The 13,371-nt window shown below is 62.5% G+C and carries 12 protein-coding genes and 3 pseudogenes; 5 read left to right on the top strand and 10 right to left on the bottom strand.

The annotated features are described in order from the left end of the window. Positions 1-334 (bottom strand): annotated as a pseudogene (locus tag J7I79_RS22850) (transketolase); the annotation flags it as partial. 178 nt (positions 335-512) lie between these two features. On the opposite strand from J7I79_RS22850, the gene ribB reads away from it, so the two are divergent. After that, a complete protein-coding gene (gene ribB, locus J7I79_RS22845) occupies positions 513-1,118 on the top strand; it encodes a 3,4-dihydroxy-2-butanone-4-phosphate synthase (protein ID WP_214957327.1) in 606 nt (201 codons plus the stop codon). A 23-nt stretch (positions 1,119-1,141) separates the two neighbouring features. On the opposite strand, the gene J7I79_RS22840 is transcribed toward ribB, so the two are convergent. The 9 genes from J7I79_RS22840 to J7I79_RS22800 all read right to left on the bottom strand — a co-directional run bounded on the left by J7I79_RS22840 (position 1,142) and on the right by J7I79_RS22800 (position 10,791). After that, positions 1,142-1,912: an SDR family oxidoreductase gene (locus J7I79_RS22840; RefSeq protein ID WP_214957325.1), complete on the bottom strand. Its 771-nt coding sequence runs from the start codon at positions 1,910-1,912 to the stop codon at positions 1,142-1,144. Between the two features lie 19 nt (positions 1,913-1,931). After that, a complete protein-coding gene (locus J7I79_RS22835) occupies positions 1,932-2,912 on the bottom strand; it encodes a sugar-binding transcriptional regulator (RefSeq protein WP_311380654.1) in 981 nt (326 codons plus the stop codon). A gap of 59 nt (positions 2,913-2,971) precedes the next feature. Then, entirely contained in the window at positions 2,972-4,459 is a 1,488-nt protein-coding gene (locus J7I79_RS22830) for a sugar ABC transporter ATP-binding protein (protein WP_214957323.1), read from the bottom strand. Positions 4,460-4,529: 70 nt separating this feature from the next. Continuing rightward, positions 4,530-5,486, bottom strand: coding sequence for a sugar ABC transporter substrate-binding protein (locus tag J7I79_RS22825; RefSeq protein ID WP_214957321.1), 957 nt, complete (start codon positions 5,484-5,486; stop codon positions 4,530-4,532). Between the two features lie 61 nt (positions 5,487-5,547). Further along, the gene (locus J7I79_RS22820; protein ID WP_214957319.1) at positions 5,548-6,498 is read right to left on the bottom strand and encodes an ABC transporter permease; all 951 of its coding nucleotides are present in this window, start codon (positions 6,496-6,498) and stop codon (positions 5,548-5,550) included. A 93-nt stretch (positions 6,499-6,591) separates the two neighbouring features. Beyond that, positions 6,592-7,401, bottom strand: coding sequence for an SDR family NAD(P)-dependent oxidoreductase (locus J7I79_RS22815; RefSeq protein ID WP_214957317.1), 810 nt, complete (start codon positions 7,399-7,401; stop codon positions 6,592-6,594). A 3-nt stretch (positions 7,402-7,404) separates the two neighbouring features. Beyond that, positions 7,405-8,955: an FGGY family carbohydrate kinase gene (locus J7I79_RS22810; RefSeq protein WP_214957316.1), complete on the bottom strand. Its 1,551-nt coding sequence runs from the start codon at positions 8,953-8,955 to the stop codon at positions 7,405-7,407. Beyond that, entirely contained in the window at positions 8,948-9,916 is a 969-nt protein-coding gene (locus J7I79_RS22805) for a transketolase family protein (RefSeq protein ID WP_214957314.1), read from the bottom strand. Before J7I79_RS22805 ends, J7I79_RS22810 begins: the two co-directional genes overlap by 8 nt. Beyond that, on the bottom strand, positions 9,913-10,791 hold the full coding sequence (locus J7I79_RS22800; protein ID WP_214957312.1) for a transketolase: 879 nt from the start codon (positions 10,789-10,791) through the stop codon (positions 9,913-9,915). Before J7I79_RS22800 ends, J7I79_RS22805 begins: the two co-directional genes overlap by 4 nt. A gap of 194 nt (positions 10,792-10,985) precedes the next feature. Between J7I79_RS22800 and J7I79_RS24460 the strand changes: the two are divergent. The 4 genes and pseudogenes from J7I79_RS24460 to J7I79_RS24445 form a co-directional block, all read left to right on the top strand. After that, positions 10,986-11,193, top strand: a pseudogene (locus tag J7I79_RS24460) (RpiB/LacA/LacB family sugar-phosphate isomerase); the annotation flags it as partial. 452 nt (positions 11,194-11,645) lie between these two features. After that, positions 11,646-11,876 (top strand): hypothetical protein, encoded by a 231-nt coding sequence (locus J7I79_RS24455; protein WP_251043180.1) that lies wholly within the window; start codon positions 11,646-11,648, stop codon positions 11,874-11,876. Continuing rightward, a pseudogene (locus J7I79_RS24830) lies at positions 11,873-12,010 on the top strand (IS110 family transposase); the annotation flags it as partial. The gene J7I79_RS24455 and the pseudogene J7I79_RS24830, both read left to right, overlap by 4 nt. 106 nt (positions 12,011-12,116) lie before the next feature. Next, positions 12,117-12,581 (top strand): transposase, encoded by a 465-nt coding sequence (locus J7I79_RS24445; protein WP_311380653.1) that lies wholly within the window; start codon positions 12,117-12,119, stop codon positions 12,579-12,581. Positions 12,582-13,371 lie beyond the last annotated feature (790 nt).

The following is a 13,371-nucleotide window of genomic DNA, read 5'->3' as shown; positions in this document are numbered from 1 at the left end:
AGGTCCGCAGTGCCTCAAGGTCATCCAGTTCCAGGCCGTAGCCGGAGAGGAACAGCTGGATGTACAGCGTCAGGGACGTGTGGCCGGGGGAGAGGACGAACCGGTCACGGCCGATCCAATCCGGGTTCCGCGGGTCATGGCGCATCAGCTTCTGGAAGAGAAGGTACGCAGCCGGGGCGAGGCTCATCGCGGTGCCCGGGTGGCCGTTCCCAACTTTTTCGACCGAATCCGCGGCCAAAATACGGACCGTGTCAACGGCGCGCTGGTCCAAACTGGTCCATGACAGTTCTTGGGATGAAGTGGGCCGGGTTGCCGGAACGTTTTCTATTGACATGTGATTCGTGCTCTCGTGTAGACGCGGGGATGATGATGAGGCTGAGGCCCGACGTTTCTGGGAGGATGGATCAGCCGGGCAGACGGGGGAAGTCCGTGACGTAATGCAGTAGTGAATCCCTATTCACTACTGCATTAGTATGAATCTATATTTTGGAACAATCGGACAGGATGAACACATGGCACTTGCTGACATCGAGGAAGCGGTTTCGGCCCTCCAGGCGGGACGGCCCGTTATCGCCGTCGACGATGAGGACCGCGAGAATGAGGGCGACATCATCATGGCAGCCCAGCACGCAACACCGGAGTGGCTGGCTTGGATCATTCGGGTTTCCAGCGGCTTCGTGTGCGCCCCGATGACCAACGAATTGGCGGATGCTCTGGAGCTGCCGCTGATGACCGAGGACAACAAGGATTCGCTCCGGACTGCGTACACGATCACGGTGGATGCGGCGGGCCAGTCCACGACCGGCATCAGCGCAACGGACAGGGCGCGGACCCTTCAGGTGCTGGCAGACCCGGCGTCCGGTCCTGCTCATCTGATCCGTCCGGGGCATGTGCTTCCCCTTCGTGCCGTTGATGGGGGTGTGCGGCAGCGTCCGGGCCATACAGAGGCCGCCGTTGACCTGCTGAAGCTTGCCGGCCTCACCCCGGTCGGTGTCATCGCTGAGGTCGTTGCCGATGACGGTGAAATGATGAGGCTTCCCGGGCTGCTGGAACTCGGCCAGGAAAAGGGGCTTCCTGTTATCAGCATCGCCCAGCTGGTGGCTGCCCTGGAGAACTGATCCGGGGCCGCCACCGGCGGCTCCTATTGGGCGCAGAAGCCGCCGTCGACGAGGAGGTCGATGCCGGTACAGAAGGATGCTGCGTCCGAGAGGAGGAATACCGCCGGGCCGGCCATTTCAGACGGATCAGCGATACGCTTCATCGGCGTTTCCTGGGCGAAGATTCCCATCTGGTGGACCATCTCCGGCCGGGAGTTCATCTTGGTCATGGTGTAGCCGGGGCTGAGCGCGTTGACGCGGATACCGCGCTCGGCCCATTCCATCGCGAGGGACTTACTCAGGTGGATGACCGCTGCTTTGGCACTGTTGTAGTGAGCCTGCAACAGGCCCCTGTTGACGATGCTTCCTGACATGGAGGCGATGTTGACGATTGATCCGCCGCCGTTCCTGAGCATGGCACGGCCTTCGGCCTGGCAGCTGAGGAAGACGCCGGTGACATCGATGTCATAGACCTTCTGCCACTGGGCCAAGGGCAATTCCTCGGCCGGTGCCGCGTTGGCTATGCCTGCGGAATTGACCGCCAGGGTGAGCGGACCCAGATCGGCTTCGATTTTGGCGACTGCTTCTTCAAGTTCGTCCGCCTTCGTTACGTCAGCCGGGACGAAGATCGCCCGGCCTCCGGCTTCCTTGATGCGGTGTACGGTCTCGTCCGGTCCTTCGCCGGGGAGGTCAACGATCCCGACGGCGCCGCTTTGCTGCGCGATGCCGAATGCGATGGCCTGGCCGATGCCGGACCCGCCTCCCGTCACGAGGGCTGTCCGCCCGTCCAGGGCGAAGCTGAGTTTCGAAGTCAATTTGTTGTCCTTAGAGTTTTTAGGGCGCTTTGTCTGATTCCAGACTGAGCGCCGTTTTCTTGTCCGTGATGAGTACGTTGATCCAGTTGCCTTCGACGGCAGCCCGTATCGCTGCGTACTTTCTGGCGCCACCGGCGATGCCAATGCGCCGGTCGACGTTGAGCATCTGTTCGGGGCTGATCCCAAGGACTCTGTCGTTGAGGTCGGATTCGACGAGCGCGCCGTGCCTGTCGAAGAACCTCAGGCAGATATCTCCTACGGCTCCCGACGCGGCCAGGGCTTTGAGGTTGGATTCGTTGAGTGAGTTGCCTGATTCGCGAAGAAGCGGCGAGGGTTCGATGCTTCCGATGCCGACCAGGAGGGTGTCCAGCCGGTCCCAGTCGGCGGCGACTTCAGCGACGAAGGGGTCCTCAAGCAGGGCGTCACGGCCGCCGCGGCTGGAGACGATGCCAGGCGCCGGCAGGTACCGGGGGGTGCCTTTAGTGACGGTTGCCAGGCGGTCCGCGAGGTGGGTCGCCCGCACCTGCACTTCGGGGTTCCCCACTCCGCCTATGACCTGGACGATGCTTTCTGCGGATTTGACATTCCGTGGGGACATGGCGTCCACCGTTGCCAGAAGCGTCGAGGACCAGGACGACAGGCCCACCCTGTTGCCGCCGGTGAGGGTCACCTCGAGATATCCTGCCGCTGCCGCGCCGATGCCCCGGATGATTGATCCTTCGTCATCGGTCTGGAGGTCCGCGATGACCACTGCCCGCAGGCCGTACTTGGCCGCCACGGCATCTTCCAGATCTGATTCGGTTCCCGCGGGCGCAACGACGATGGTCCGGACAATGCCTTCCCGGACCGCGTCGGTCAGCCACCGGGAGACCCGGGACTGGGAGACGTTGAGCTTGTCGGCAATGTCCGCCTGGCTCATGTTCTGCTCGTGGTACATCCTCGCGGCTTTGACCATCAGGCCCAGTTGCTGGGGGGTGAAAGTCCTTGTTCTCTGGGCCACGGCGTTCCTTCGGTTGTCGTCAGGCAAGGGTCCGATTATTTCACGTTCCTCCTTATCTCTTAGAGTGTCGCCAGTGACATGACTTTTGACGGGGTCGCCTCGGAGGCATCCAGGATTCCCTGGTTCCGTCCGCGGGCGAGGACCATGACCCGGTGGGCGAGGCCTAGGACTTCCTCGAGGTCGGAGCTGACGACGATGATGGCGTTGCCGTTCCGGGCCAGTTCGGCGACGACTTCGTAGATGGAGGCCCGCGCCCCGACGTCGATACCACGCGTAGGTTCATCCAGGATGACAAGGCGCGGGTCGCGTTGAAGCCATTTGCCGATCACGATTTTCTGTTGGTTGCCGCCGGAGAGTGAGGAGACGGGCAGCGCCACGTTTCCCTTCATCCCGATTCCCTTCGCCACCGTCGCGGCGAAGCTGCGCACCTTGGCCGGTGAGATCCATCCGGAGGTGCTGACCTTCCCCAAATTGGGAAGGGCGATGTTGTTCTCGATGGTGTCGCTGACGACCAGTCCCTGCTGCTTACGGTCCTCGGGTATCAGTACGACGCCTGCTTTGATGGCTGCCATCGGGTTGTCGGGTTTTAGGTTTTTTCCATCCACGACTACCGTTCCCAGACGGTGCTCGGCGCCGGCTATGGCGCGGACGAGTTCGGTGCGTCCGGCACCTACGATGCCTGCGATGCCGAAGATTTCCCCGGCCCGCACAGTAAAGGAAACGTCCGCGAAGTCGCCGGCCTTGTCGTGGAGGTCCTTTACTTCCAGCACGATTTCGTCCGTGGGCGGCGGCACGTCGGGAAAGAGCCGATCGACCGGGCGTCCGACCATTTCCTCCACCAACTGGTTGGGGGAAACTCCGCCAGAGGCGTGTTCGGTGATCTTCTTGCCGTCCCTGAGGACGACGATCCGGTCAGCGATCAGTGCTATTTCCGCGAGCCGGTGGCTGACGTAGATGAACGAAACGCCTTCGGCTTTGAGCGCCCTGACGCAGTCGAAAAGAGCGTCAGTTTCGGCCTGGCCCAGCGCAGCGGTGGGTTCATCAAGGATGAGCAGTGAGGCGTCGAGCATGAGCGCTTTGGCGATTTCCACTTGTTGCTGGCCCGCGACGCTGAGGTCCCGGACTTTGCTGTCCATGGCGCCGTTGAAGCCGAGACGCTTCAACTGGTCCTTGGCCTTTTCGCGCATGGCGCGCGCGTCCAGGAACCCGCTGCGCATGGGCCATCGGCCGACCATGACGTTCTCGGCAACGGTCAGGTCCGGCAGCAGCCGCATCTCCTGGTGAATCAGGCCGATACCGGAGGCGATGGCATCGCCAGGTGACGTCGGTGCGTAAGGCTCTCCGTTCCAGGTCATGGTTCCCGTTGTCGGTTGGGTGACTCCGGCGATGATGCTGGAAAGCGTGGATTTTCCTGCCCCGTTTTCTCCGAGCAGGGCAACGACTTCCCCGGGGTTAATGTCCAGGTCGATGTCCTGGACTGCGATGGTGCCGGGGTATTCTTTGGTGGCGCCGCGGACGCGAAGTCCACGGGTGTCCGCAATAGGCATTTTGAGCTCCGTTGGCTAGGGAAACGGCCTGGGCGGGTGGTGCCCGGGGAGGGCACCACCCGTGGGACGGTCAGGGGTGCGTGGTGATGAACGGGGCGACGTTTTCCTTCGTGGTCAAAACGCCTTCCTGAAGCTGCTCGGCCGGCAGCTTTTCGCCGCTGGCCAGCTTGATTGCGGATTCCAGGGCGAGCTTGCCCATGCCCTGAGTCGGCTGGGTGATGGTCGCGGCGAGGGTCCCGTTCTTCACCGCTTCCAGACCGGCTTTGTCGCCGTCAAAGCCTACAATGGTGACATCCTTGACCCCGGCGTTGCGGACCGCCTGCGCCGCTCCGAGCGCCAGTGCGTCTGCTCGGCCGAAGAAGATGTTGATGCTTGGATTCGCCTGAAGCATGTCCGTGGCGAGCTGGTAGCCCTCGTCCTGCGCCCACTGCTGGGAGGCCTGGCGGGCGACTTCCTTGATGCCGGGGAACTGCGTCATGGCGTCTTTGAAACCGGTGTCGCGTGCAACTTCAGGGGTCGTTCCGATCTGTCCCTGGATGACACCGAGCTCTCCCTTACCGCCGACCTGCTTTCCGACCCATTCACCCAGCGTCTTGGCAGCCGCCACGCTATCGGTGGCAATAAAGGTGTCACCGGGCGCACCTTCGGGGTTGCGGTCTACAGCGACAATGGGGATATGTGCTGACTTGGCCGCCCGGACCGGGACGGTGGCCGCAGTTGCTCCGGCGGGGATGTAGATGATCGCGTCCACCTGCTGGGTGATGAAGTCTTGGATCTGAGAGACCTGCGTGTTGGAGTCGCCCTTCGCGTCAGCGACGACGACCTTTACGTTTTGTTCCTTGGCGGCCGCTTCCACGGACTGGCGGATCTGGTTGAAGAAGTCGGCCTGCTGGTTGGCTACCGCCAGCCCGATCGTCTTCTGCTTCTCACCGCCGCCGCTTGCGCCCGTGCCGGCGCTGCCGCCGCAGGCAGCCAGTGAAAAGGTTGCCGCTATGGCTACAGCAGCTACTGCGATTTTTCTGAACATTTTCATCTCCATTGATAATTGCGTTGGTACTGCAGGGGTTTGAGGTTGGCGAGGCGGGCCGTTAGGCGCGCTTGCGCCGGAGCACGTCTGCCATCACAGCGACGGCGATGACGAGGCCGATGACGATCTGTTGGATGAACGGCGAGACGCCCAGGAGGTTCAGGCCGTTGCGCAGCACGCCGATGATCAGGACGCCGATGACGGTCCCGCCGATGCGGCCGACGCCGCCGCTCAGGCTGGCCCCGCCAATAACGACAGCGGCGATGACATCGAGCTCATAGCCTGTTCCTGCGCTCGGCTGGGAGGAGTCCAGACGGCTGGCGAGAACGATGCCGCCAAGGCCGGCCAGGGCACCTGCTGCCACGTAGACCCAGATGGTGACCTTCTTGACGTGGATGCCGGCCAGACGGGCGACTTCGGTGCCGCCGCCGATGGCGTAGATGGAGCGTCCGGATGCCCGGTACTTCAGCCACGCCCAGGCCACCAGATACAGGGCCAGAACGACCATGAGCGTGACCGAGAAGAAACCGAGGTACCTCTCGGAGGAGAAATTAAAGAACCACTCCGGGTATCCCACGATCTGCTGACCGTCGGTGATCAGGTTCGCCATTCCGCGCCCGATGGACATCATTGCCAAGGTCGCAATGAACGGTGGCAGGTTGGCATAGGTAATACCGAGGCCGTTGATCGAACCGGCGACCGCACCGACCGCGATGGCTGCCAGCATGGCGCTCCACATCGGCCAGCCCCCCTGATGCGAGAGCCACCCAAGGACCATGGTGGAGAGCCCGAGGATGGAACCCACTGACAGGTCGATGCCGCCGGTGATGATGACGGCGGTCGCCCCGACGGACAGGATGCCGAGAACGGTCACTTGGTCCAGGATGTTGATGAAGTTTCGCGTGGTGAGGAAGAAGGGGGACGCGAAGCTCAGGATGATAAACAGGGCGATGAGGCCCAGCAGGGCACCGCCGCTGCCGGAAAACAAACGCGCGCTGAGTTGCGAAAACATTGGCGGCTTTGCGCCCGTTTCTTGAGGTGCTCCACCGGGCCGGTGGGCTATTTGTTGACTCATGATTGACTCCGTTGGCAGTAGAGGTTGGCCCTAGTTCATGAACATTCCGCCATCAATGTTGATGGCCTGTCCGGTGATGTAGCTGCCCGCGTCCGAGGCTAGGAAGAGGAGCAGGTTTGCCACGTCCGTTGCTTCGGCGGGGCGCTTGAGCGGTATGCCGTCGATCCATTCCTGGATGAGCTCGCCCGGCTTGTAGTTACCTAAGCGTCTGCCCCATTCCCGGTCGTTGTATTCCCACATTTCGGTCTTGACGATGCCGGGGCAGTAGCTGTTAACGCGGACTCCGGACGGTGCGAGTTCCTTGGCGAGCGATTGGCTGAGGCCGATGACGCCAAACTTGCTGGCTGCATAGTGCGGAGTGAAAATGAATCCCTGCCGGCCCTGACCACTTGAGGCGTTGAGAATGACACCGTGGTCGCTGGCCTTCAGCAGGGGAGCCGCTTCCCGGCAGCAAAGGAAAACGGCGGTGGTGTTGACGGCGAGGACTTTGTTGAATTCGTCCAGGCTGAGGTCTTCGAGGTTGGCGATCGTGATGATCCCGGCATTGTTGACAAGGATGTCCAGTCCGCCCCACAGCTCGACGGTCTTAGCGAATGCCGCCTTGACCTGGGCCTCGTCTGTGACATCCGCTACTGCGTGGTCGACGTCAAAGCCGGCAGCCCGAAGAGTCGCCGCCGCCTCGCTCACCTGCGGGCTGCGGTCAACAAGGAGTACCGATGCGCCGGCTTCTGCGAAGGCCTGGCCAATGCCGTAGCCGATCCCGCTGGCTCCGCCCGTAACCAGGGCACGGCGTCCCTTGAAATGGCCCTGAAAGATTGCAGATCCGATCATTGTGTTCATTAGTCACTCCGTTACTGCCGGGGCCAATGCGACGTGCATTGGACCCGGCGTGTTGGGGAAAGTGTCTTCAGGGGACCAGCGTGCCTTGGCCACCGCACGGGACCAGCTTGACCTTCTGCGGTCCGCGTCTTGGACGGGCATTACCGGCATGATCTCGTTCCTGTTCCGGGGGAGGCTTTCAACGGCCTCCCGGCTGAACAGTCCCGTCTCGATCGCGGCCATATGTGCCACACCCAGTGCTGAAAGATCCGGGACCGCGCTGCGGAGCACCGTGCGTTGGCTCAGATCAGACTGCAGCTGCATCAGCCAGGTGTTCGATGTCGGTCCGCCATCGGCCAGCACAGAACTGATGCGTGGCGAGACGGCCTGCTCGGCTGCCCGCAGCACATCTTCAACCTGCAGGGCAATTGATTCGAAGGCGGCCCGGGCCAGGTGGGCTGAGGTCGTTCCGAGGTTGAATCCACTGATAGTGGCTTCTGCGCGTTCGTCCCACCACGGTGCCCCAAGTCCTGCGAATGCTGGCACGATGTTGACCCCGCCGCTGTCCCCCACCGTCCGGGCCAGCGAGTCCAGATGGGCGACGTCACAGTCGAGCACCTGGGACAGCCAAACAGCGGTGGCGCCTGTGGCCAGGATGTTCCCTTCGAAGGCGTAACGGGGGGTGCCGTCATGCCAGGCCAGCGTCCGGACGAGGCCGCCCATGTCGGCCGGGGGCACCTCATCCGGGAGCAGACCCATCACGGAGCTGCCCGTACCGTAAGTGGCCTTGACTGTTCCCGGGCCCCGGACGCCGTGTGCGTACAGCGCCGAGTGCGAGTCGCCCATGACTGCGTGGACCCGGGAACCCTTAGCCTGCCCCCCGAGCAAGGGGGAACTAGTCGCGTTGGACGCCACGACCGTCGGGAGGACCTGGGCCGGGACATTGAAGAGATCGAGCAGTTGCTGGTCCCAGTCCACGGAATCCAGGTTCAAGAGTTGAGTGCGGCTTGCATTCCCCGCCTCGATCCTGTGTTCACCCGTTAGGCAGCTCAGTAACCAGGAATCGACGGTTCCGGCTGCGATTTTGCCCGCCTTGCTGAGGCGACGGTCCGGGTCCGCGGCATCGAGCAGCCACTGGATTTTCAGGGCCGAGAACATCGGGTCGATCGGCAGGCCTGTCGACTGACGGACGAGGTCGCCTGCACCGTCACCGATCAGGTTTTTGGCCTGTTCGGCAGTGCGGCGGTCCTGCCATCCCAGGACCGGACCCAATGGCTGTCCGGTCTCACGGTCCCAGATCATCGCTGACTCGCGCTGGGTGCTCACGCCAAGTCCCAAGACCGTGTTTTCGAGGCCGTTGAGGCTGTCTGTGACTGCTTTAAGGACGCTGTCGCGTATGACGATGGGATCCTGCTCGACCCAACCCGGCCGGGGGTGCTGCTGCGTGAGACTGACCTGTGCCCGGGCGATGATTCTGCCCGAGCCGTCCATGACCAGGGCCTTCGTAGCACTCGTGCCTTGGTCCACCGCGACAACTACGGCGGTCTCGGCAGCGGCAGGGGCCAGGTTAGTCACGGTGCAGCACCTCACGTGCTGCGGCCGAAATGTGGTCTGCGGTAAGGCCGAAATGGTCCAGCAGGAATGCGGTGCTGCCGGTGGGTGCGAAGTGGTTCAGGCCCAGGATGCGCATCGGAACGCGGGCCCGATCCTCCAGCTGGCCTACGACGCTTGCTACGGCGGCGCCCAGGCCGCCTGCGACGTTGGCTTCCTCTGCCGTGATGATGGCGCCGGTCTGGCGGGCTGCGTCCTTGATTGCATCTTCATCGAGCGGGCTCAGGTATACGGCGTTGAGTACGCGGGCTGAAACTCCCTCGGCGGCCAGCGATGCGGCTGCCCACAGGGCCCTGGACACTTCGGTTCCGGTGGCAATGATGGTCAGGTCGTTTCCTTCCCGCGCGACGACGAACTTTCCGCGTTCTAGCCCGACGTTGTCCTCGGACACGTGTGGGACCTTGAACCGGCCAACCCGGATGTACGTGGGCCGCGGATCGGCCACTGCATTGCGGACTGCGGCGCGGGTCTGTGCTCCATCCGCGGGAACGACAATGTCCAGGCCCGGCAGCGCACGCAACCAGGAGAAGTCCTCCACGGAGTGGTGAGTCGGGCCAAGTTCGCCGTAGGCCATGCCCGGGCTCATGCCACACAGAATGACGTTGTGCTGGCTGTACGCTACGTCCGCCTTGATCTGCTCCAGCGAGCGGCCGGTCAGGAAAGGTCCGGCCGCGCATACGAACGGAATGAGGCCCGCGTTGGCCAGCCCGGCACCGACGCCAACCATGTTCTGCTCGGCGATGCCGACGTTGATCAGGCGGTCCGGGAACTCATCACGGAATTTGGTCAGGTTGCTGGACCCGACCGAGTCGTTGCACACCGCGACGACTTTGTCGTTGGTGCGGGCCAGCGCGATGAGTTCGTCGGCAAAATCCTGGCGGTTGTCGAATGTGGGTGCATCGTTCAGCACGGTGGTTGTCGTCATGACAGCTCCTGAAAAGCCTGAAGGGTTTGTTCTTTGGACGGTACTTTGTGGTGCCATTCGACTCGGTCCTCGATGAACGAGACGCCTTTGCCCTTGATGGTATTGGCGATGACAGCCACGGGGGAGCCTGTGGTGGATGGACTCATGGCGTCGATGAGGGCGTTGTAGTTGTGGCCGTCAACGACCCGCACTTCCATGCCGAAAGCGGCAAGGCGGGCATCGAGCGGATCCAGCCCGTTCGTCTCTTCGGTCCTCGCACCCTGCTGGAGGCGGTTGCGGTCAACGACGACGGTCAGGTTGTCCAGCTTCTGGTGAGACGCCGACATCAGTGCCTCCCAGTTGCTGCCCTCCTGCATTTCACCGTCGCCTGTGACAACAAAGACCCGCGAACCGCTCTTCAGCAGTTTGGCGCCGATTGCGGTACCGACGGCAACCGGGAGACCGTGACCCAGCGGTCCGGTGTTGGTTTCGACTCCGGGAACTTTCACTCTGTTCGGGTGCCCGTTCAGTGCGGACAGGGGCGCCATGAACGTGTCCAGTTCTGAGACGGGGAAGAAACCGCTGTGGGCCAGAGTGGAGTACAGCGCGCCCGCGCAGTGGCCCTTGCTGAGGATGAAGTGATCGCGGTCCTCCTTGCGGGGATCCTCCGGATCGATATTCATCACCGCATCAAAGAGCACCGTCAGGATGTCCGTGACGGAGAAGTCCCCGCCAATGTGGCCCTGGCCGGCATCAGAAATCATTTTCAGGATGGAGCGGCGCGTGGCCTGAGCGCGCTCGTGCAGCTTTGCGGCGCGGGTGGCGGGGTCACCGTCCAGAACTTCCTGGCGGAGGGATCGCCAGGCTGCGGCCTGGGAAGCATCTGCAGTTAACATTATTCATATCCATTCAGTAGTGACTGTATGTGCAACCATGTTACCCATGCCACATTTCTACTGTCAATGCACTTGGAGGCCGGAGTCTCAGCCGGCATCGTCGGCCGGCGGAGCGGTGGCACCTCAAAGCTCGCTCATATTGAAGGAAAAGGGAGAGCCATCGGGACTGAATTGCTTGTCATTCCGCGGGTCACATGGCAACTGACCACGCCGGCACGGAGCTAAACGCCCATTTGGTCGGCCACCTGATGGCCAAGGGATACGGAATGGTGGACCACGGACCCGCGGTTTATGACGCGCTGGACGACTCTCGGTCGTTCTGCATCAGCGGCCCTTGCCGTGTCCGCGGACCAAACTGCGGGCGTGCACTCTCTGGGCATCGTGTTGGGCGGATCCGACAACACATCCGCCGGATCGATGTAATCGCCAGCTATGAATCGACGGGGAGATCATCGAGTGGGGAGCTCGTTGGCGCGGCGAAATAAAGGACGGAAGGGCAGCGGATCTGCCGTCCGTTGCAGGATGGATCCACTGCCGAACCGTCGGATAAAGGACTGTGAGGTTTAGCGCCTCACAATCTCGAGATTGAGCATCTTGGCGATGGTGTCATTGCTGTACTGGGTAGCCTTTGTGTCCCTTGCGGGGCGCCCGTTCCGGGCTGAAAATGTGCTTGTGGCCGCCTGTTGACGCCGTGATTCTATGGTTCGTCAAGAGCGTTGGGTAGCCGGGCGTTGGGGATCACGCTGTGGGCCCTTCACTGTTTCTTTTGCTGAGAACGAGGACTAGATTCTGTTCTCCCTGGTGATCTCCACGGATGGCCGCTTATGTATTCAGTGGGTGCGTTCTGTGAAGAGATGAGCAATACCATGCTGGCCGAAGCCCAGGAGGCGAACCGGAAGAAGCGGTTGCAGGAGGTGTCCACGCATTCGACGATGACCCATTTGCTGGCGGAGCTGGCCAACCATCTCGTGGACTTGCGTATTGAGCGGGTGGTGATGGAGGCGACCAGCGATTACTGGAAGCCGGTGTTTACCTCCTCGAGGCGCACGGGCTCGACCCATGGCTGGTCAACGCGCGCGGCGTGAAGCATCTGCCCGGGCGGCCGAAGACCGAAGTGCTCGATTCCCTCTGGCTCTGCAAGGTCGCCGAACGGCAGATGCTGCGGCCAAGTTTCGTCCCGCCCGCCCCGATTCGCCAACTGCGGGACCTGACCCGCTACCGAATCGATCTGCTCGGGACACGGACGGCGGAGAAGAACCGGGTCGAGAAACTTCTCGAGGGACGCCTGCATCAGACTCTCCGTTGTCGCCTCGGATATTTTCAGGGTGTCCGGGCGGGAGATGATGGCCGCGCTCATCGCCGGCGAACGGAACCCGAAAGTGCTCGCGCAGCTGGCACGGTCGGTCCTGCGGAAGAAGATCAGCGAACTCGAGGAAGCCTTCACTGGCGGCTTTGATGACCACCACCGCTCCCTGCTCGCCCGTATGCTGGCCCGGATCGACGGCATCGACGCCGATATCGCCGCGGTCGATGAACACATCGAGGCCCAGCTGGCCCCTTTCGCAGCGGCGGCGGAACGCTTGGATAACATCCCGGGCATCGGCCCCGTTGCCGCAGCCGTTATCCTCGCCGAAATCGGGGTCGTCATGTCACGGTTCCCCACCGCGGGACACCTGTGTTCCTGGGCGAAGTTCTCCCCGGGCATCAACACCTCCGCCGGGAAGACCAAGGGAAACGGCTCTTCCGGACACGGCAACCACTACCTGGCCCGGGCGAGGCCGCCGTCGTAGCCGGACGAACGAACACCTTCGTCGGCGAACGCTACCGAAGGCTCGCCCGGCGTCGGGGCAAGAAACGAGCCATCGTCGCCGTCGGACGTTCCATCCTCGTCATCATCTGGCACCTCCTGCAAGACCCCGACGCACAATTTCCATGACCTCGGCGCTGAGCACTTCAACCGCCACACCAACCCTGACACCCAACACTCAAGATCCACCGATGGCCCCCCGCCCCCCGCACACGCCCACACGCCCACACGCCCGCCAACCAAAGGCAACTCATCGCATTTTCGGACTAGCGATTTGGCAGGCCTCGGAGAACGGATGGGAGCCAGGAAAGCGCCGGTCAATTTTGCCCCTCCGACCCTACGCTGTGAACGGTGTGTACTCGTTTTGGAACCAATCAATTCCTTGTGGGCTGACTCTTCTGACTCTTCAGTGTTTTCCAAGCCCCCAATCCCAAGCTCCGCCCGAGCCAGGAGGGGCCGTTGTCTCAAGACACCAGCAGTACTGCGAGTACAACAGTGCCACGCAACAACCGGCATGCTCGGCGCCAGCAGGATCCTGGCGTTCCACCGAGCGTGAGCCATTGGCCACAAGGGACAACCTCACCTCACCTCGGCGGCGAGAATTTCCGGGCTCGGCTCTGCGCTGTTTCTCCAAGATCCAAGGGGCCAAGCTGGTTCTCCGGCGTCATCGCCGAAGCCGTGCCGGCCCTTGCGAGCCCGGCAATGATGATAATCGGCCTGGACGCGTATCCGCATCCGCCGTGACCGGCCGTCGAAGGAGTTCTTCCAGACAG

It is taken from the genome of Arthrobacter sp. ISL-69 (assembly GCF_018613775.1).
Taxonomy (GTDB): Bacteria; Actinomycetota; Actinomycetes; order Actinomycetales; family Micrococcaceae; genus Arthrobacter.
Note: the sequence above shows the minus strand (reverse complement) of the source record. Positions and strands in the feature narration are given on the sequence as shown.